Origin of the sequence: Natrinema pallidum (assembly GCF_005890195.1) — an archaeon.
GTDB lineage: Archaea > Halobacteriota > Halobacteria > Halobacteriales > Natrialbaceae > Natrinema > Natrinema pallidum.
The window spans coordinates 69,240-89,111 of the sequence record NZ_CP040637.1 but is presented as its reverse complement, the minus strand read 5'-3'; the positions used below and the strand labels follow the sequence as shown (position 1 = coordinate 89,111).

The 19,872-nt window shown below is 67.1% G+C and carries 19 protein-coding genes and 1 pseudogene; 14 read left to right on the top strand and 6 right to left on the bottom strand.

All coding sequences use genetic code 11. The features are described from left to right. Positions 1-65: 65 nt before the first annotated feature. A complete protein-coding gene (locus FGF80_RS00460; RefSeq protein WP_138655414.1) occupies positions 66-1,298 on the bottom strand; it encodes an MFS transporter in 1,233 nt (410 codons plus the stop codon). Positions 1,299-1,548: 250 nt separating this feature from the next. Between FGF80_RS00460 and FGF80_RS00455 the strand changes: the two genes are divergently transcribed. Continuing rightward, complete coding sequence (locus tag FGF80_RS00455) at positions 1,549-2,958, top strand: O-acetylhomoserine aminocarboxypropyltransferase/cysteine synthase family protein (protein ID WP_138651543.1); 1,410 nt, start codon at positions 1,549-1,551, stop codon at positions 2,956-2,958. Beyond that, on the top strand, positions 2,955-4,160 hold the full coding sequence (gene metX, locus FGF80_RS00450; RefSeq protein WP_138651541.1) for a homoserine O-acetyltransferase MetX: 1,206 nt from the start codon (positions 2,955-2,957) through the stop codon (positions 4,158-4,160). Before FGF80_RS00455 ends, metX begins: the two co-directional genes overlap by 4 nt. Positions 4,161-4,244: 84 nt before the next feature. Here the strand turns inward: metX and FGF80_RS00445 are convergent, their stop codons facing one another. Both FGF80_RS00445 and serB read right to left on the bottom strand, forming a co-directional pair. Continuing rightward, the gene (locus FGF80_RS00445) at positions 4,245-4,628 is read right to left on the bottom strand and encodes a hypothetical protein (RefSeq protein WP_049908004.1); all 384 of its coding nucleotides are present in this window, start codon (positions 4,626-4,628) and stop codon (positions 4,245-4,247) included. 195 nt (positions 4,629-4,823) lie between these two features. After that, entirely contained in the window at positions 4,824-5,468 is a 645-nt protein-coding gene (gene serB, locus FGF80_RS00440; protein ID WP_006185096.1) for a phosphoserine phosphatase SerB, read from the bottom strand. A 118-nt stretch (positions 5,469-5,586) separates the two neighbouring features. On the opposite strand from serB, the gene FGF80_RS00435 reads away from it, so the two are divergent. Both FGF80_RS00435 and FGF80_RS00430 read left to right on the top strand, forming a co-directional pair. Next, positions 5,587-6,276: a hypothetical protein gene (locus tag FGF80_RS00435; RefSeq protein WP_006185095.1), complete on the top strand. Its 690-nt coding sequence runs from the start codon at positions 5,587-5,589 to the stop codon at positions 6,274-6,276. Positions 6,277-6,394: 118 nt separating this feature from the next. Further along, positions 6,395-7,864 (top strand): sensor histidine kinase, encoded by a 1,470-nt coding sequence (locus tag FGF80_RS00430; RefSeq protein WP_006185094.1) that lies wholly within the window; start codon positions 6,395-6,397, stop codon positions 7,862-7,864. 32 nt (positions 7,865-7,896) lie between these two features. On the opposite strand, the gene FGF80_RS00425 is transcribed toward FGF80_RS00430, so the two are convergent. Then, on the bottom strand, positions 7,897-8,352 hold the full coding sequence (locus FGF80_RS00425; RefSeq protein ID WP_006185093.1) for a universal stress protein: 456 nt from the start codon (positions 8,350-8,352) through the stop codon (positions 7,897-7,899). 206 nt (positions 8,353-8,558) lie between these two features. Here FGF80_RS00425 and serA point away from each other — a divergent pair, with 206 nt between their 5' ends. The 6 genes and pseudogenes from serA (at position 8,559) to FGF80_RS00400 (ending at position 12,915) form a co-directional block, all read left to right on the top strand. After that, the gene (serA, locus tag FGF80_RS00420; protein WP_138651539.1) at positions 8,559-10,145 is read left to right on the top strand and encodes a phosphoglycerate dehydrogenase; all 1,587 of its coding nucleotides are present in this window, start codon (positions 8,559-8,561) and stop codon (positions 10,143-10,145) included. A 103-nt stretch (positions 10,146-10,248) separates the two neighbouring features. Then, positions 10,249-10,401, top strand: a complete 153-nt coding sequence (locus FGF80_RS18935) for a hypothetical protein (protein ID WP_175416956.1) — start codon at positions 10,249-10,251, stop codon at positions 10,399-10,401. After that, positions 10,398-10,787: pseudogene (locus FGF80_RS00415) on the top strand (type II toxin-antitoxin system VapC family toxin). Before FGF80_RS18935 ends, FGF80_RS00415 begins: the two are co-directional and overlap by 4 nt. A gap of 113 nt (positions 10,788-10,900) precedes the next feature. After that, positions 10,901-11,269, top strand: a complete 369-nt coding sequence (hisI, locus tag FGF80_RS00410) for a phosphoribosyl-AMP cyclohydrolase (RefSeq protein ID WP_138651537.1) — start codon at positions 10,901-10,903, stop codon at positions 11,267-11,269. Position 11,270: 1 nt separating this feature from the next. Next, complete coding sequence (locus FGF80_RS00405; protein WP_138651535.1) at positions 11,271-12,452, top strand: DUF7118 family protein; 1,182 nt, start codon at positions 11,271-11,273, stop codon at positions 12,450-12,452. A gap of 67 nt (positions 12,453-12,519) precedes the next feature. Beyond that, positions 12,520-12,915: a universal stress protein gene (locus tag FGF80_RS00400; RefSeq protein WP_138651533.1), complete on the top strand. Its 396-nt coding sequence runs from the start codon at positions 12,520-12,522 to the stop codon at positions 12,913-12,915. A gap of 24 nt (positions 12,916-12,939) precedes the next feature. On the opposite strand, the gene glmM is transcribed toward FGF80_RS00400, so the two are convergent. Continuing rightward, positions 12,940-14,316, bottom strand: coding sequence for a phosphoglucosamine mutase (gene glmM / locus FGF80_RS00395; protein ID WP_138651531.1), 1,377 nt, complete (start codon positions 14,314-14,316; stop codon positions 12,940-12,942). A 102-nt stretch (positions 14,317-14,418) separates the two neighbouring features. Here glmM and FGF80_RS00390 point away from each other — a divergent pair, with 102 nt between their 5' ends. From FGF80_RS00390 to FGF80_RS00375, 4 genes are all read left to right on the top strand, one after another. Next, positions 14,419-15,273 carry an HVO_0234 family beta-propeller protein gene (locus FGF80_RS00390; protein ID WP_138651529.1) on the top strand — a complete coding sequence of 285 codons (855 nt, stop codon included), beginning with the start codon at positions 14,419-14,421 and terminating at the stop codon, positions 15,271-15,273. 63 nt (positions 15,274-15,336) lie between these two features. Continuing rightward, the gene (locus FGF80_RS00385) at positions 15,337-15,846 is read left to right on the top strand and encodes a hypothetical protein (protein ID WP_138651527.1); all 510 of its coding nucleotides are present in this window, start codon (positions 15,337-15,339) and stop codon (positions 15,844-15,846) included. 250 nt (positions 15,847-16,096) lie between these two features. Beyond that, positions 16,097-16,954, top strand: a complete 858-nt coding sequence (locus FGF80_RS00380) for a ribose-phosphate diphosphokinase (RefSeq protein WP_006185084.1) — start codon at positions 16,097-16,099, stop codon at positions 16,952-16,954. Positions 16,955-17,057: 103 nt separating this feature from the next. Next, positions 17,058-17,597 carry a heme NO-binding domain-containing protein gene (locus tag FGF80_RS00375; protein WP_006185083.1) on the top strand — a complete coding sequence of 180 codons (540 nt, stop codon included), beginning with the start codon at positions 17,058-17,060 and terminating at the stop codon, positions 17,595-17,597. Positions 17,598-17,705: 108 nt separating this feature from the next. Here the strand turns inward: FGF80_RS00375 and FGF80_RS00370 are convergent, their stop codons facing one another. Continuing rightward, positions 17,706-19,796, bottom strand: a complete 2,091-nt coding sequence (locus tag FGF80_RS00370) for a hypothetical protein (RefSeq protein WP_138651525.1) — start codon at positions 19,794-19,796, stop codon at positions 17,706-17,708. Positions 19,797-19,872: the final 76 nt, after the last annotated feature.

The window sequence follows — 19,872 nt, the reverse complement described above, 5'->3', positions numbered from 1 at the left end:
ATACAACGTTATGTGACTACATAGCACAACATAGAACGATTAGACGAGCTCGAACGGGTCCGCGATCAGGCGTTTTCGCGGTCGCCCGACCGAAACCGGTCGGGAGGCTCGAGCGAGAGCCGCAAGAATACGGGCACGGTGACGACGGCGATCGCGATCTCGAGGCCGCCGACGACGAGGAAGGCCAGATCGTAGCCGTAGCTGCCGGCGACGGTGCCGCCGATGAGAAAGCCGCCGAGGAAGCCGAGGCTGCCGGCCAGGTTGAACCCGGCCATGGCGACGCCGCGCTCGCTCTCGTCGGCGAGGTCGGTGACCAGCGCCATCGTCGCGGGGGCGACGAGCGCCCCGAGGACGCCGACCCCTGCCATCGCGATCGCCGCGGTCGGGACCGAGGGCGAAGCCCCGACAAGGAGGATACCGCCGCCGTAACACACCGAGCCCACGACGATCGGCACCGTCCGACCGATCCGATCCGAGAGGGCACCCATCGGATACTGCAGGATGGCAAAAGGTGCGAAAAAGCACGCCAGCAGGAGGCCGGTCGTTCCCGCGCCGAGGCCGAACGTTTCCTGAAAGTAGAGGGTGCCCACGAGCGCGAAAAACCCCGCGGTAAGCCGGTCGACGAAGCCGAAGGCGTACGGGATCGACAGCGTCGGCCGGTGGCGGATACCCTCGACGAGGGCTCGAGCGGCCCGGTGCTCGTCGGGGGCGCGATCGTCGACGAGCGAGACGAGGCCGCCGACACAGACCAGGAGACCGGCGGCGACGAGCAACGGCGCGACTGGATCGACCGCCGTGAGCTGGCCGCCGACCGGAGCGCCGAGAGCGGCCCCGAGCCCGATGGCGATCCCCGCCGCACCCATGTTCCGGCCGTGGCCGCCCTCCAAGTCCATCAGCATGGTCATCGTCAGGGAGAACGCGCCGATGGTCATCGCGCCCTGAACGATTCGCAGGAGGAGCACCCCCTCGAAGGGGATCGAGCCGACGATCGGGACGGCGGCGAGGGCGGCATACCCGAGCGCGCCGGCGATCGAGCCGGCGACGATAAACGGCGTGCGTCGACCGGTCGCATCGCTCACGACGCCCCAGACGCCGACGAACGAAACGTAGGCGGCGAACTCGGCGACCAGAAACCACATGCTCGCGTCTAGCGGGGTCGCCGCGAACGCCGACGCCGTCGCGTCGGCACCCAGCGTCTCGACGAGCGTCGCGACGCCGGGATAGAGCAGCACTTGCGAGAACAATACCGCAAAGACCAGGGCGGCGAGCACGACCCGGTCGCGGTCACTCGAGTGCACGACCGGCTCTTTGCGCTCGGGAACTATCAAGTCGTTCGTCTCGGACCGAACCGATTCGGGCAGTATCATGCACGGCAATACGGTCGGAATCGATACGCGTTCGGTCGTCCTCGTCGTCGTCGCCGTCGTTGAGCGGACCGTCGGCCGGTTCGGGCTCGAGCGCGCTATCACTCAGGCGTGACACTCTCTAGCCTGCGCTTTTTGCCGTTACTACGACGCATATATATCTATAGAAGTATGCATGTTAAACATGAGCGACGACGCGAGCGACGGGCACGACGCCGGCGGCGAGACCGAAACGTCGGCGACACCGCCGGAGGACGGCAGCGCGGAACGGTGTCGTTCGAGGGACGACGAAGCCGCCACCGACGAGCGCGGCCTCGGCACGCGGAGCGTCCATGCAGGTCAGTCACCGGACCCGGAAACCGGTGCGATGGCACCGCCGATCCACCAGACGACCTCTTACGTCTTCGGCGACGCCGACATCGCCGCCGCCCGGTACGCCCTCGAGGACGACGGCTACATCTACTCGCGGATCGCCAACCCGACCGTCACCACGCTCGAGGAGCGCCTCGCCGACCTCGAGGGCGGTGCGGGCGCGGTCGCGACCGGCAGCGGCATGGCCGCGCTCGACTCAGCCGTCCTGATTCTCGCCGAGGCGGGCGACAACGTGGTCTGTTCGACCGACACCTACGGCGGGACGACGGCCTACTTCTCGAAGACCGCGACCCGGCGGGACATCGAGCCGAAATTCGTCCCCACCCTCGAGTACGACGAGTACGAGGCGGCCATCGACGAGGACACTGCCTTCGTCCACGTCGAGACGATCGGCAACCCGTCGCTGGTGACGCCCGACTTCGAACGTCTTGCCGAGATCGCTCACGAGCACGGGGTTCCCCTCGTCGTGGACAACACGTTCGCGACGCCGGCGCTCTGTCGCCCGCTCGAGCACGGGGCTGACATCGTCTGGGAGTCGACGACCAAGTGGCTCCACGGCTCCGGCACGACCGTCGGCGGCGTGCTGGTCGACGGCGGCTCCTTTCCCTGGGGCGACCACGGCTACGACGAGATCGCGGGCCGGAACCACGCCTACCACGATGTCGACTTCTCGCGGGACTTCCCGGACGCTCCCGTCGCCGCCGCGGCCAGGTTCCGCTCGCTGCGCAGTCTGGGCAACCAGCAGTCACCGTTCGACGCCTGGCAAACGTTACAGGGACTCGAGTCCATGCCGCTTCGCGTCGAGAAACACTGCGAGAACGCGGCCATCGTCGCGGCGTACCTCGACGACCACGAGGACGTCGACTGGGTCACGTACCCCGGACTCGAGGAGCATCCAACCCACGACAACGCCACCCGCTACCTGTCGGATTTCGGTGGCATGGTCGCGTTCGGGCTGGAGGACGGCTTCGAGGCGGGCAAGGCCTTCTGCGAGAACGTCGAGTTGGCCTCGTTCCTCGCGAACATCGGGGACGCCAAGACGCTGGTGATCCATCCCGCCAGTACAACCCACGGCCAGCTGACGCCCGCGGAACGCGAGGAGGCGGGCGTCACGGCCGATCTGATTCGGATGTCCGTCGGGATCGAGGACCCCGAGGATATCCTGGCGGATCTCGAGGGAGCGATCGCGGCGGCGACGCGGGCGGCGGGTGAGACAGCGTGACAACGAAGGAGACGGCCAGCATCGGAGCGTTCGAGTTCCTCTCGGGGGAGTCGGTTCCGAACTTCGAGATCGCGTACGAGACCTACGGCGACTTTACCGGCGACAACGCGGTCTTGGTCTGTCACGCGCTGACCGGCAGCGCCCACGTCGCTCGCCGGCCCGATTCGGGGGGCCAAACCGCCGGCCAGGCTCGCGCCTGGTGGGGCGATGTCGTCGGCCCCGGGAAAGCGATCGATACGACGGAGTACTACGTCATCTGTGCGAACGTCCCGGGGTCGTGTTACGGGACGACCGGCCCGGCGAGCGAGAACCCCGAGACGGGCGAACCCTACGGGACCGACTACCCGCCGGTCACGGTCGGCGACTGGACCCGCGCCCAGCGGCGGCTGCTGGACGCACTCGGCGTCGGCCGGCTCCACGCCGTCATCGGCGGCAGCGTCGGCGGGATGAACGTCCTCGACTGGTTGCGCCGGTTCCCCGACGATGTCGAACGTGCCGGTGCGGTCGCGACCGCCGCCCGCCTCGACGCCCAGTGTCTCGCGCTCGATACCATTGCCCGGCGGGCGATCACGGGCGACCCTAACTGGAACGGCGGCCACTACTACGGCGGACCCGGACCCGAGGAGGGGCTGGCTCGAGCGCGCCAGATCGGACACATCATGTACCTCTCGAAGGCCTCGATGGGCCGGAAGTTCGGTCGCCGATCGGCGGGCCGGGAAGCGGTCCGCGAGGAGCCGCCGGACCCCGCCGCGGCCTTCTTCCCGTATCGCGAGGTCGAGTCCTATCTGGACTATCAGGCCGACAAGTTCACCGATCGGTTCGACGCCAACAGCTACCTCTACCTGACACGCGCGATGGACGACTTCGATCTGGCAGCCGGCTACGAATCCGACGCCGACGCGCTGGCGGCGTTCGAGGGCGAACTCCTGCTCCTCTCGTTTACCGGGGACTGGCACTTCACCGTCGACCAGGCCGAATCGCTGGCGGGGGCCTGTCGCGAGGCCGCCGTCGACATCGCACACCACGTGGTCGAATCCGACCACGGCCACGACGCCTTCCTCGTCGAACCCGAAAAAGTCGGCCCGCCGCTGTCGAACTTGCTCGAGGAGGGACTCGCCGGGCGGGCGATCACGGATACGGTGCCGGAGTCCGACGAGCAAACCGAGTTCGCGCCGGTTCACACGAGTCTCTTTTCCGAATGACGGGCTGACGGCGGGACGGGTCTCGAACGGCTGTGTGATCGTGTCGGCGGTGGCTATCCGCGACTCGAGAGACCGGAGCGGACGTTATCGGGGGGTCCCGTGGCCGGCACCGCGGTCAAAGGAGACGTACTGGTCGGCGAGCGACCGATCGGACCGGCGGCGCGCGAGCCAGTAGCGAAGGTCGGAGACGAACAGCGCGAGGTTCTCCCGGGCGAACAGGTTCATCGAGACTCCCTGTGGGGACCGGAACAGGGCGATCAACGACCACATCGAGCCGGCGGCGAACGCGCCGGTCGCCGAGAAGGTCATTCCCAGCGTAAAGAAGGTCAGACTGTAGACGAACCCGATCCCCATCGAGGGGAGACTCGTGCCGAGAGGGACCCGTGCGTTCGGGTCACGCAACGTCGGCGCGAGAAAGACGATCGAGAGGCCGCTTCCGAGCATGAAGACGAAGTCCTGCCACATCATCAAAAGCACTTACTCGAGTACGAGTTAAAACCTTCTCGGTCGAGAAATCGGAACTTAGAGCGGATATTCACGGATCGATGACCGTCCGACCGACCCAGCGGTCAGCGGCGCTTCGCGCCGCTCAGTCGCGGATCGAGTGCGAGCACGAGCACACAACAGCTGGTTACGCTCGATAAGTCAGTAGTACCGGTGGAATCAGCGGTCGGCGAGCACGCCGTCTTCGACGAGCGTCTCTCGGGCCTCGGCCATCGATGTGACGACGACATCGCAGTGGGGTTCGACCGCCGGCTTGGGTTCGAAGCCGATCGCGAGACCGGCGACCTCGAGCATCGGCAGGTCGTTGGCCCCGTCACCGACCGCGACGGTGTCCGCGAGGTCGACGCCGACATCGTCGGCGAGGTCCGCGAGCGCGTCGTCTTTGGTGCCCTCGATCAGCGGCCCGTCGACCGCGCCCGTGAGTTCGCCCGCCTGCATCGGGAGTCGGTTCGAGACGATGTGATCGACGGAGACCCCCTCGCGCTCCAAGGCGGCCGCGACGCCGCGTTCGAATCCGCCCGTGAGAATCGCGGTCGTAACGCCCGCGTCGTTCAGTTCCTCGATGAGATCGGCAGCACCCTCGCGGAGGACGACCTCGTCGAAGGCGGCGTCGGCCTCGGCCTCTGGGAGCCCCTCGAGCAGGGCCGCGCGCCTGCGGAGACTCTCGGCATAGCCGATCTCGTCGTTCATCGCACGGTCGGTGATGTCGGCCATGTCTTCGGCGACACTGCGGCGGTCGCCGAGCAACACGGTCATCTCGGAGTCGGAAAGCGTCCCGTCGAAGTCGAAAGCGACGACTGTCATGGTGGCCCGGTTGTCGGCCCCCGGATAAACCAGTTCAGGTTTCCAGCCGCCGCGGCGCACTGGTTCCACGTATCGAGCGACCGAAACGTATTATGACGCCGGCTCCGTTGCCGCCCACATGTCGCAGAATCGACGCTTCGAGTACGACAAAGGACCGCGTCTCGAGGACGACACGACACCTCCTGAGAGCGACGATGACGCGGACGCTGACGAGCGACCCGCGCCCGACGCCGGCGATCGACGTATCGCGGTCGCCCCCTGGAAGGCCGGGTCCGTCGCGGGCGTGAGCGCGTTCGTGATCGTGTTCGCCGCGTTCTACCAGTTGATCACGGCGTACGCCGCAACGGGTTCGTACGGACAGGGCGACTCCGGCCCGAGTAACTGGGTCATCGCGGGACTCACGACGCTGGCAAACCACGGCGCGGCGATTCAACAGGGCGGCGAACCGATCGACGGGATCGGAATGTATCCCGTCGGCCTCGTCCCGTCCGTCTCGGCGCTGATTCCGGCAGTGGTCCTGCTCGCCGCCGGCTACTTCCTCGTCCGATACGTTGCCCTCGAGACGCGCCGGGAGGCCGGAGTCGCGGTCGGCGCGTTCCTCGTGAGTTACGTCGTTCTGGCCGTCGGACTCGCAGTACTCGCCCAGTGGACGCCCGGGACGGGGACCGAAGGGATGGAGGAGGGTGCGATCACTGCCGCGACGGACCTCTCGCTGATCGTCACCGTCGGCGGAACGGTCCTCACCTTCGCGCTACTCGGTGCCGGTGTCGCCGCTCTGCCGCGACTGCGACCGGCGGGCGACGAGTAACCGTCCGACCGATCCGACTCGGGGTCGCGTACAGCACTGCCGACATCCGCGCCGTCGGGCGATACGGCCGACCTCTATCTCCGGTGTTTATATAACTCGCCCGGTACGTTACCGTCGCGTGGCCAGCGACGACCGGGCGGGCGAACGACCGACCGCAAGCGAGTCCCTCGAGTCCCCGCTTTGTTCGTTCGACGACAGCGATTTCTTCCAGCAGTTAGTGGCAAACACGTCCGAGGGGCTGCTGACGATCGACGAGGAGAGCACGATCGTGTTCGCGAATCCCGCGATCGAGGACATCCTCGGCTACAGTCCCGCGGCGCTGATCGGCTCCTCGAAGACGACGCTGATCCCCGATCGACTCCAGTCGGCCTACGCTGCCGGGCTCGAGACGTACCTCCGGACGGGCGAGCGGAACATCGATTGGGACGGGATCGAACTCCCCGCGGTCCACGAGGACGGCCACGAGGTGCCCGTCTTGGTGAGCCTTCGGGAACACACACACGAGGGACAGCGCCTGTTTACGGGGCTGTTCCGCGACATCTCCGATCGGAAGGCGCGACAGCGCCGCTTCGAGGCCGTCTTCAACAATACCTACCAGTTTACCGGGCTTCTCGAGCCCGACGGGACGATCCTCGAAGTAAACGAGACGGCGCTGTCTTTCGTCGACCTCGAACTCGACGACGTCGTCGGCGAACCGGTCTGGGAGACGGAGTGGTTTCAGTTGCGCGACGCCGCGCGCGACACGGCGCTCGAAGGAGTCGAACGCGCCAGACAGGGGGAACTGTTCCGGGACGAACTCCGAATCCAGGGGGCCGACCGAACCGCGATCATCGACTTCTCGATCCGCCCGATCACCGATCGGAACGGGGAGATACAGCTGCTCGTTTCCGAAGGGAGGGACATCACCGCCCTCAAACTACGCGAACGACACCTTCGGGTCCTCCATCGACTGCTCCGACACAACCTTCGAAACGACCTCAACATCATCAACGGCTTCGCAGAAACCCTCCAGTCGGCGGTCGAAAACGAGACCCACCGCGAGTACGCGGCCGAGATCGTGGACACGTCGAGCGCGCTGATCGACACGACCGAAACGGCGAAACAGCTCGCCGATGCCACCCTCGACGAGGACGGCGGCCGGACGGCGATCGACGTCCGGGACATCCTCGAGACGGTCGTCGCGGATCTCCGGACGCAGTATCCCGCGAGTTCGATCACGGTCGTCGACTCCGTCGATGCCGCGGTCGCCGCCGATTCCCGCCTGAACACCGTCCTCGAGGAAGTGATCCACAACGCGATCGTCCACGCCGAGGGCTCCGATCCGACGGTGGAGATCAGCGTCGTCACCGTCGACGCCGATACGGTCGGCGTTCGCGTCTTCGATACCGGTCCCGGGATTCCCGTGTCCGAGCGGACGGGGATTTTCAACGACGAACAGATCACGCAGGTCAGACACGGCAACGGGCTCGGGCTCTGGCTCGCCAGCCTGATCGTCGACGACTACGGTGGCTATCTGGATTACGAACCTCGAGCCGACGGTTCCGGAAGCTGCGTGACCGTGTGCCTTCCGCGAGCGCAGCCCCCGTGAGCAACCCTGCGAATCGAACGGCCCGGCCGACTTCAGTCGTCGTCCTCGACCGGCGTCTTGACGATCGTCACCGGTCGGCTAGCCAGCCGTGCGACGCGATCGGTGACGCTCCCGAGCAGTTGGCGGTACTCGCCCGAGCGTTCCTTCGATCCCATAACGAGCAGATCGACGGCAGCCTCGTCGGCGTACGTGAGGATCTGTTCGTGGGGTCGGCCGTGTCTGACGACCGTCGTCGGCTCGAGTCCCGCCTCCCGGGCCGCGTCGGCCGCCGACTCGAGGGCCTCCTCGCCGACGTGCTCGAGGGCGGCCTCGAGACTTTCGAACTCGTGGACGTATTCGTCGCCGCTGTACGTGTTGTAGACATCGCTGTCGACGACGTACAGTAGGTGGAGCTCCGCACCGGTGTGCTCGGCGAGGGCGATGGCGTGTTCAGTCGCTAGTTCCGTCCCCTCCGCAGCGTCGGTCGGCAGCAGGACTCGATCGTACATACGGGACAATACACGCGTTCGACATATAGATATGGCCCACAATTCCTGCGTCGTGGGAGTTCCACATCGGATCGGTCGCCCCGTGCGCCGATACGGGCTATGGGACCGGCCGCTGTCGCGAAGTGTGAGTGTGCCGGACAGCGGTATTTTTTGCCGCCCTCGACCACAACGGAAGGGTTTACGTGCTCCGCGCGGTTGTCTCGCGCATGAAGGTTCTCGTCACGGATCCGATCGCGGACGCGGGTCTGGACGTACTCAGAGAGGCCGGCCACGAAGTCGAGACGGGTTACGAACTCGAGGGCGACGACCTCCTCGAGGCGGTATCCGATGCGAACGGACTGATCGTTCGCTCCGGGACCGAGGTCACCGCGGCGGTCCTCGAGGCCGCCGAGGACCTCGTGATCGTCGGCCGCGCCGGGATCGGTGTCGATAACATCGATATCGACGCTGCGAAGGACCACGGTGTTATCGTCGCCAACGCGCCCGAAGGGAACGTTCGCGCGGCCGCCGAACACACCGTCGCGATGACGTTCGCGACCGCCCGCTCGATCCCCCAGGCCCACATCCGCCTGCAGAACGGCGAGTGGGCGAAAAGCGACTACCTCGGGACCGAACTCAACGGCAAGACGCTGGGCGTTGTCGGCCTCGGTCGCGTCGGCCAGGAGGTCGCCAAGAAACTCGACTCGCTCGGTATGGACGTCGTCGCCTACGATCCCTACATCAGCGAGGAGCGCGCCGAGCGTATCGGTGCCGAACTCGTCGAGTTCGAGCCGTGTCTCGAGGCCGCCGACTTCGTGACCGTCCACACCCCGCTGACCCCCGAAACGGAGGGGCTGATCAGCGAGGACGAACTCGACCTGCTGGGCGACGGCTACCTGGTCAACTGCGCCCGCGGCGGCGTCGTCGACGAGGACGCCCTCGCTGCCAAGGTCGAGGACGGCACCCTCGCCGGCGCGGCGATCGACGTCTTCGCCGAAGAGCCCCTGGCGGCCGATTCGCCGCTGCTCGAGCACGACGAGATCATCGTGACGCCCCATCTGGGCGCGTCGACGGAGGCCGCCCAGGAGAACGTCGCCACCTCGACGGCGGCCCAGGTCAACGCCGCACTGGTCGGGGAGCCCGTCGCGAACGCGCTGAACGCCCCCTCGATCGACGAGAGCGCGTTCCCCCGCGTCGAGCCCTACATCGACCTCGCCGAAACCGCCGGCAAGGTCGCCGCCCAACTGCTCGAGGGCCGCATCGAAGACATCGAAGTCGTCTACGAAGGCGACATCGCCGACGAGGACGTCGAGTTCGTCACCGCGAGCGCACTCAAGGGCGTCTTCCAACCCCTCGAGTGGCAGGTCAACGCGGTCAACGCGCCCCAGATCGCGGAGGATCGGGGCGTCGACGTCACCGAATCCAAGACCCGCCAGGCCGAGGACTTCCAGAGCCTGGTCTCCGTGACCGTCAGCAACGACGACGACGAGGTCTCGGTCGACGGGACCCTCTTTGCCGGCGACGATCCGCGGATCGTCCGCATCGACGGCTACCGCGTCGACGCGATCCCCCACGGGCGGATGGTCGTCACGCGTAACACCGACGAACCCGGCGTCATCGGCCTCATCGGGTCTGTCATGGGCTCCCACGACGTCAACATCGCCGGCATGTTCAACGCCCGCGAGACCATCGGCGGCGAGGCCCTGACCGTCTACAACGTCGACAGCGAGGTTCCCGACGCGGCCAAGGCGGAACTCGAGTCCGACGAGCGGGTCATCGGCGTCAGCGACATCACGCTGAACGGGCAGGGCTGATCGGTCGCGTCGGTACCGATTTTCGCTTCGATCAGCAGTCGATTCCCGTTGGAAACAACCGCTATGGTGAACCGTTTTATTGATGCCGCCCCACTGGGCGCGTATGGGCGTCTACGCAGACGACGTGAACGAATTCACTCGCTCCGAGGACGAGGACAGTGATCGGCTGCCGCTCGGTGAGCGATTGCGTGGAATGGCCGACGAGCTAGATGTCGACTCCGTAGCTGAAATTCGCGAACTCCGTGAGCAGAGATGAGGCTTTTTCTCGATACGAACGTGTTCATCGCTGCCGTTACCGACGAACCCGAAACAGGGGCAGTTGCTGCGGAGGTACTCGACGCGGACCACGACTTTTTCACGTCGACGATGAACCTCATGGAATTGCGATCAGTACTCACCAAAAAGCAGTGACTCGAGTTCTCCCGAGTCGAAGCGATCCAGAACGAGATCACGTCCGACGTTCGGGTTATCATCCCCGATGCCTCCGATATGATGGACGCGAACCGACTACAACGAGAGACACTATTGTATCCACTCGATTGCCTGATACTTGCCTGTGCGCAGGGCCACGATGCGGATCTCGTTTCGTTCGATTCCGAACTACAGGACGCAGGTGCCCGCAGTCCGACTGATTGTCTTTGAGAGGGACCGCCCGGTAGGCGGACGATTCAGTGAGCGGTCCCGAAGAACACCCGATCCGGCAACGGATTGCACGCGGCAAAAGACCTATCGCTCGGCCGACCGATATCACGAGTATGGACGACGACGTTTCGGTCGACTTCGGCGAGGACGGGCTCGTCCCCGCCGTCGCACAGGACGCCGAGACCGGCGAGGTACTGATGCTGGCATACGTCTCGCCGGAGGCCCTCGAGCGGACGCGCGAAACCGGCCGAGCGCACTACTACTCCCGGAGCCGCGACGAGCTCTGGGAGAAAGGCGCGACGAGTGGCCACGTCCAAGCGGTCGAGGAGGTCCGCGTGGACTGTGATTCCGATACGCTCCTCTATCTGGTCGACCAAGAGGGCGGTGCGTGTCACACCGGCCACCGGTCGTGTTTCTACCGGACGATCGAGGGCGAGAACGTCGGCGAGCAAGTGTTTGACCCCGACGCGGTCTACGAGTGAAATGAGCGAACGCGCCCCTCCCGCCGACGCCGGCTCGAGCGCTCCCGACCGGCGTACCGACGGCGAGCCGACGCCCCTCGAATCGCTCGAAACCGCCCGAAAGCGATTCGCGACGGCAGACGAACGGGTCGAAGACCACGGCGAGGAGACCGTCGAGGCAGTGACAGCGGCCTACCGCAACGCGACGACGCTCCTCGAGGACTACGTCGACCGCGCGACCGGGACCGGCAAGGAGAACTTTCAGGCCTACATCGAACTCGAGGGCAAGTTCGACGGGCTCGTCTCCGGACTCTCCGAGGACCTGCCCGAACACGGGGCCTTCGAGGACGCCCTCGAGGCGATCGACAAGCGCCGGCTCAGCGAGTCCGACTTCGAGCGCGCCCACGACTGTCTCGAGCCGGCCGCCGAGTACGCCGACCTGTTAGAAGAACGCGAGGCCGCCCGCAAGGAGGTAGCGGAGGCCCGAAAAACGGCTGCCAAACGTCTACGGGGACTTGACGACGAAATCGACGAGCACGAACGGCTGCTCGAGTTGGCGAACGCGGACCTCGATGCTCCGGTCGAGCGGCTCCGGGAGCCGATCGAGCGGTACAACGAGGCGGTCCGCGAGGCCTTTCGGGAGTATCGGCTCGCGGCCAGTGCGCGCGAGGTGTTCGCCCTGCTCGAGCGGAGCCGGTGGTATCCGTTCGTGGATTACGAGCAACCGCCCGCCGATCTGGCGGAATACGTCCGCGACAACCCGGCCGGCGAGTGTACGCTCCCGGAGCTGCTTGACTACGCGAGCTACTCCCGATCGAAGCTCTCACACTACGTCGACAGCGCGGACGAACTCAAACGAAACGTCGCCACACAGCAAACGTACCTCGACGGAATCGACGCCGAACCGCTGACGATCGACTGGCCGCCGGAGCCGGCCGGCGCGCTTCGCTGCCGGGCGCGGGAGTATCGCCCCTTCGTCACCCGAATCGCCGACGAAGACACCGTCGCGGCACTGCGCGAGGTCCGCCTGCTCGCGACCGCTCCCGACTACGATCGCCTGCAGACCGCCGCACAGGCAGTTGCACAACTCACGCCCGCCGAACGCGAGCGCCTGAGCGACGGCCGCGTCGCGGACAAACTCGAGGCCCTGCGAACCGAACGGGAGCGACTCGAGGACGCCCTCGAGATCGAGGACCCGGTCTGAGTCCGCGACTCCGACGGTCCGGACTCTCGACCCCGGATTTTAGCCGCTACTCCCCGAATAGTCGCGTATGTCCAGACACGTCCTCGTCCCGATGGACGACTCCGAGCCGGCGCAAGCGGCACTCGAGCACGCCCTCGAGTGGGTACCTGCCGATCGAGTGACGGTCGTCCACGCGGTCGACGACCTCGAGACGGACTACGGTGGCGGCGTCGCGGGGGATGACGAGCCCGCGTTCTTCGCCGATGTCCGGGACACCGCCGCCGCGTACGACGGCACCCTCGAGATGGGCGTCATCGAGGGGAGCGGGGTCGCGGACGCGATCCTCGAGTACGTGACCGAAGCGGATGTCGACGCGATCGTCATGGGCAGCGAGGGGAAAACCGGCGTCTCGCGAGTGGTACTCGGCAGCGTCGCGGAGGCCGTCACGCGGCGCGCGGAACTTCCCGTGACGATCGTTCCGTGAATAGGTGGGTGGCAGTCGAAGGAGTCAGATGTCAGCCTTCGCGGCGGCCAGCGCATCGTACATGTCGCCGGCGAGTTCCTCGGCGCGATCGCCGTCGCGGGCTTCGGCGTAGATCCGGACGAGCGGTTCGGTTCCGGAGGGGCGGGCGAGCACCCACGCGTCGCCGTAATCCAGCCGGTAGCCGTCGCGCGTGTTGAGGTCCGCGTCGGCGGCCTGGGCCTGATTGGCCGCCGCGTCGAGCATCGCGTCGCGTTCGGCCGTCGATTCGTACTCGACGTTGTGGCGGACGTTGACGTAGCCGCCGTAGGGCGCGACGATCTCGCTGACGGGTCGCTCGGCGACCAACTCGAGGAAGCGCGCGGCCGTGAAGGCCCCGTCTCGCGAGAGCCGGTAATCGGGGAAGAAGATCCCGCCATTGCCCTCGCCCGCGACGGGCACCCGCTCGCCGTTCTCCTCGAGTTCCTCGATCCGGGTGATGATGTTCGTCGAGCCGATCGGGGTCAACTCGAGGTCGGCCCCGACCTCGGTGACGACATCGACGAGCCGCTGAGAGACGTTGACCGCCGAGACGGTGGTGTCGCCGGCCTCGAGTTCGGCGGCCGCGAGCGCGGCGAGCGTGGCGTCACCCTCGACGTACGAGCCGGTTTCGTCGAAGAAGATGGCGCGGTCGGCGTCGCCGTCGTGAGCGATGCCGATGTCGGCGTCGGTCGCGCGGACGAGTCGGCCGAGGTCGGTGAGGTTGTCGGGGACCGGCTCGGGGTCCCGACCCGGGAAGTGGCCGTCGGGTTGGGCGTTGACCGTGACCACTCGACAGCCCAGCGCTCGGAAGAACTCGGGGCTGGTCAGCGATCCCGCGCCGTGACCCGGATCGAGCGCGACGGTGAGGTCGGCGTCGGCGATCCGGTCCCGATCGGCGGCCGCGAGCAGGTCGTCGACGTACGCCTGCGTCACGCCGTCGACCTCGCGAACGCAGCCGGTCTCGTCCCAGGGGGCGACGGTGAACGATTCGGCGAGCAGCGTCTCCTCGATGGACTCGAGGTCGGCAGTCGAGAGCTCCACGCCGTCGTCGCCGACGAGTTTGACGCCGTTGTACGGTGGCGGATTGTGCGAGGCCGTGATGACCAGTACTGGGACGCCCTCCCGTTCGGCGTAGGCCTGTGCACCTGGCGTCGGGACGATTCCGAGGCGGTCGACATCGGTACCGGTACTCGCCATCCCGCTCGCGGCCGCGTCGGCCAGCATCCGCCCGGTATGGCGAGTGTCGCGGGCGATAGCAACTCGGTCCCCACCGTGCCCGTCTCCCCAGGTTGTCCCCGCCGCTTTCGCGACGCGCAAGACGAACGCGGGCGTCAACTCCTCGTTGGCGACGCCTCGCGTCCCGCTCGATCCGAAGACTTGCATCACGCCCTAGTCCGACCGGACTCCTGAAAGGGATTCCGCAAACCGACCGACGGTGGCCGTCCGTGACGGAACGTTTTCGGCCCGTCGCCGCCACGGATTCGTATGGACTCGATCGAGGAAAAACGCGTCTACGGCGACCGCGAGGGCGCGAGTACGGCCTACGTCACGAGCGAGATGGGCGTCGTCCGCGTTCGCGTCGCCGGCGATACCGTCGGCGAATTCGGACTTTGTGAGCGCTGTCACGCTCGAGACGTTGCGGCAATCGGTGACGGCGTCGCCATCGCGACCGACGACGACGTTCGCGTCCGCACGCTCGAAGGCGGGAACGGTACCGGCGACGAGACGTTCGTCGGAACGGGATTCGGCCCGGCAGTCGCCGTTGGCTACGACGACCGCGATCTGATCGCCGCCGATCCGGACGGCCACATCGCGCGGCGAGCGGCCGGGACCGACGAGTGGACCACGCTCGAGAACGGGAGCGGTGCCACGGTGCGGGCGATCGATGGCGACCTCGTCGGCACCGATGACGGCGTCTCCCGCGTCCACGGAGGCAGGCTCGAGCACGCGGGGTTGACGGCCGTCCGCGACGTTTCGGCCGCCGGTGTCCCGCTCGCCGCAACCGTCGACGGGCTCTATAAACTCGGGAACGGCTGGCTGGAACTCCTCGGAGGGTCGTTCGAGACCGTCGCGGCGGACCCGCGCTCGGAACCCGGGCGACTCGAGCGCGCACACGCGGTTGCGGACGATGCGTGCTACGAGTATCCGATCGACGGCGAGTGGGCGCAAAGCGAGCGTTCGAACGACGCTATCGTCGGATTCGGGTACGGTGACACGGTCTACGCCGTCACGGCCGACGGGACGTTTCTCTCGGCGAGCGGAGGGGAGTGGCGGACACGATTGCTCGGTATCACAGATGTTACAGGAATCGCCGTCCCGCCGCGAGGGACGGAGCGCTGAGTCCGTGAACGCGGCCGCTGTCTGACGTATATTTAACTACACCGAATTACTCTCGGTGGATACATGATGGGATACCCACGGCGGCGGCTCCTGGCCGCAACCGGCACCGCGCTTACCGGCGCAGTCGCCGGCTGTATGGGCAGTGATGGGGACGGGGACGGGAACGAGGACGGGAACTCGGACCGCGACGCGGCGGCGTCGGACCCCGATAGCGGGACCGGCGGGACTCTCCTCGGGACGATTTCGCTCGAGAACTTGGACGACGAGACGCACACCATCGACGCGATCGTCGAGTTCGGCGACGGACCGGAACACTGGTCGACACACGAACTGACCGGCGACAGCGGGGCGGAACTCGAGCGAAACTGGCCGTCCGAACCCGGTGATTTCCGGGTACTGTTCCGACTGGACGGGGGCGAACCCACCCAGGTCACCCCGGCAGAGTTGGGCGACTCGAGCTGCGTCAACGTCTTCGCACTGGTCGATCGCGACGGCGGGCTGAAGATCCTGAGCGACACCGACGGCGGCCCGTGTGGCGATGGCGACGCGGCCGTCGACGACGCCACGGCGTGATCGATCCGCCGCGGTGAGCCACCGATCGGGGGCGATACATCCCGAACCCGCGTGGGCGGTTTAAGTACGTCTCGTCACAAGGTGAGGCTACGAAGGGCGTTTTCGCGGCGGAAGGTCACCCGAAACGGTGAGCATCGGCTGTCGGTCCCTCGGTATTGCGGACCGGTCGAGCGCTGCACCGAGTCTGCCGATCGAATACGGGCCGATCGAGAACGAAAACTGGTTTAGCCCCCGGGCTGTCCCACCGATTATGATCATCAGCGGATCCGCGTCACAATCTCTGGCCGCGGCGCTCGCACGCGACCTCGAGGAACCGCTCGCCGCCGTCGAGTACGACCGCTTTCCCGACGGTGAACTGCTCGCCGCCGTCCCCGGCGTCGCCGAGGCCGAGCCGGAGCGGGCGGTAATCGTCGCCTCGACCGTCTCGAGCGACGCCCATCTCGAGGTGCTCCAGCTCCAGGACGCCGTCCGCGAGGCCGGCGTCGAGGAGGTCGTCACCGTTCTGCCCTACATGGGCTACGGCCGGCAGGATGCGGCCTTCGAGCCGGGCCATCCCGTCTCCGCGCGGGCAGTCGCTCGTGCGATTTCGACCGGAACGGACCGGGTACTGACCGTCAACCCTCACGAGCGGGCGGTCTGTGACTTCTTCGAGCCGACGGCGACGGCGGTCGACGCGGCCGGGCGACTGGCCGCCCCCCTGCCCGAGGACCTCGCGGAGCCGATTTTCCTTTCGCCCGACGCGGGCGCTATCGAACTCGCCGAAACGGTTCGGGATACCTACGGCGCGGGCGAGACCGACTACTTCGAGAAGACCCGCCGATCCGGAACCGAAGTCGACATCTCGCCGAGCGACGTCGAGGTCGCCGGCCGCGACGTCGTCGTCGTCGACGACATCATCGCGACGGGGTCGACGATGAGCGAAGCCGTTGCCGTCCTTAAAAAGCGAGACGTCGGCCGAGTCTTCGTCACCTGCGTTCATCCCCTGCTGGCTCGTAACGCCGTCACGAAGCTCTCGCGAGCCGGCGTCGAAGCGATATACGGCACCGATACCATCGAGCGAGGCGTCGACACCGTCTCCGTCGCACCGACGCTCGGGGCACACCTGTAAGTAAACGATTAAGTAGCCCCCAGACGCGGGTCTAGTTGTTAGCGCGTGGCACGAGAGCGGCTCGGCCACACGAGCCGTCACGGAGAACGACCGGAACTCTCAGATGCACGGAATCGTCCACAAGACCCTCAAGGAGTACGTCGTCGAACGGACCGACGACGGTACCTGGGATACGATCGTCGAGCAGTCCGGCTTCGAGCCGAAGCTCTACCTCCCCGTTTCTCACTACGACGACGGGGAAATCGACGCTATCCTCGAGACGCTCTCGACGATGGCGACACAGGACCGTCGGGCGATCGAGCGCGACTTCGGGACGACGCTCGCCCCGAAACTGCTCTCGACGTTCAGCGCCCACATCAACCGAGACTGGGAGCTGCCCGACCTGCTCGCCGGGCTCGAGGACGTCTACAACGACATCGAGGCCGCCACGGATGACACGTCGCTTCCCGAACTCTCCTGTACGTCCGAGGCCGATCACGCCATCGTCAGCTACGACACCCACCGCGACCAGCGATACTGCGCGCTCGCCCACGGCATTCTCGAGGGCGTGGTCGCCGCGTTCGACGCGGACGCGACCGTCACGAAAACCGACTGCGTCGACGACGGAGCCGACGCCTGTCGGTTCCGCGTCGACCTCGAGTGATCGCGAGGGGGTCGTTCGCCGCCACCGTCGGAACGCGATCGGTCGGTCAGGAGTTCTCGAACGCCGGTTCGGGCAGGTGTCACGGCGACCGGAGCGGGACGGACTCGATTAGCTGCGCCGACGACCCGCCCCGACAAATACGAGTGCGATCGCTATCAGCGCCGCTGACACGCCGAAACCGGGCAGTTCCTCGCTCATTGGTGTCGACGCGTCGCCGCCGACATCGACCGTCGTCGTTCGATCGCCAACGGCGACCTCGTACTGACCGTCCTCGTCGAACCAGAGCGTGGCGTCGACCGTCGTCGTCTCGCCGGGCCGGAGCGCCACCGCGCGTTCCGCGGCGACGCCGTCGGCCGTCCGGAACGCGAGGCTAGCCGCGGCCGGCCGATCGCCGGCGGCCGCGACCGTCGCAGTCGCCGTCACCGACTCGCCGGGTTCGATGCGGTCGGGCGAGACCTGCAGCTCCCTCACGGTCACGCTCGAGGACGACCGGACGACCGCCGTCAGCCGCCCCGAGCCGACGCGGATATCGTATTCACCTGGTTCGGACGGCGTCCACGAGAGGGCGTGGGTCGCATCCTCGCCGGGCGCGAGCGTCCCCCGGCGGTGATCGACGACGCGGCCGTCGACCTGTAGCGTCGCGTCGTAGGTCCCCTCGTGCTCGCCGACGTTGGCGACCGCGCTCGGAACCGTCACGGATTCGCCGGCCGGCACCGCGATGAGCGTGCGGTCGTCGCCGTCGGTACCGCCGGTTGCCGACGCCGACCAGCGCGGCCACTCTCGATCGGCTACGTCGATCGGCCCGGACCCCAGTCCGTGCTCGAAGACCGCGGCCGACCGGCCGAAGGCGGCCTCGTGTTCGCGTCGGGTCCACATCTCGGGCGTCTCCGCCGTCCGCGTGTATCGCTCCGCGACCGTACGGACCGCCGGTCCGCCTTCGTCCTCGAGCGCGTCCATGAACGCCGCCTCGGTCACGGGTTCCTCCTGGGCGTTCAGCGACCGGAACACGTCCGCAAGCGTCCGATCACCCTCCGTCGCGAGCCGCAGCCGGCGGTCGATCTCACCGTAGACGAGTGTGCCCTTCGCGTAGTGGGTCTCCGGGTGGTCCCACGTGGACCGGTCGGCGAGGACGCCACCGGCGTACGGCTCGCGCTCGCCGCGCTCGAGGAGCGATCGGAACTCGCCGAAGTCGGTCGCGCCGCTCTCGAGGGCGAGCAGACTGGCGTAGTAGTCTGCCTGCCCCTCGGAAACCCACGCCACCGCGGGGTCGACCTCGGTCCCGTCGGCGAAATCCTGCCGGATGTGGACGTATTCGTGGAGCCAGACCGGGTTCCGCTCGTCGAGCGTGGCGTTGTCGACGACCCACGCGTCCGACTCGCCGTACTGGAGCCCGCGCTTCGAGCCCCAGTCGGTCTCGTTCGGTACCGCGACCATGAATACGTCGTCGCTCCGTGCGCCGACGGTGAGGCGGTCGCGTGCATCCGCGAGTGCGGTCAGTACCGCGTCCGGCGACTCTTCGAGCGTCGCAGCGTCGGGGACGGCCAGCCTGATCGTCCCGCCGTCGACGGGTCGCTCGTGGACCGTTACCGGGCCGAAGAAAGCGATATCACCGCCGGTCGCGCCCGGGCCGTCGACCCGGACCGTCCGCTCGAGTCCGACGGGCGCGGTTCGCCGGTAGAAAAGCGACACGTCCGGAACCGCTACCACGCCCCAGTCGCCGGTATCGACGAACGTGTACCCCTCTCCGGAGCCGTCCCCCTGCTGTTGGCTCCCCCGCCGCTCGGCCGGCATCGCGTACCGGATCGTCGCCTCGTCGGCGTCTCCAGTCCACTCGAACGTCCGCTCGTCCGTCCGCTCGAGTCCTGCAGTCTCCTCGACGGTCGCGCCCGGCTCGAGTTCGATCTCGAGTGCCGTCACGGCCTCGGGGACGTGAACCGTCGTCTCCACCTCGAAGGTGTCGGGGTCGTCCTGCCGGTGGCGGAGGACGGTCGTCCGGGAAAGGACGTTATCGGTATCGCTGCTCGCCGTCGACCCGGCACTCGTCCCAACCGAAGCGGGCGGCTCGTCGGCGGGTCCGATATCGACGCTGGCTGCCGACGGCGAGTCGACCGGTCGGGACGGCTCCCCGGCACCGACGCCGGCCGGCAGGCTTCCGACGAGCAAGACGACGACCGCGAGACCGACGACACGGGAGTTCACTACTCGATTCTGGTGAGTCAGCGATCAAGACATTTGTGGCAGCGTCACTGTCACGTTCGGGTGACTCCCTTCTGTC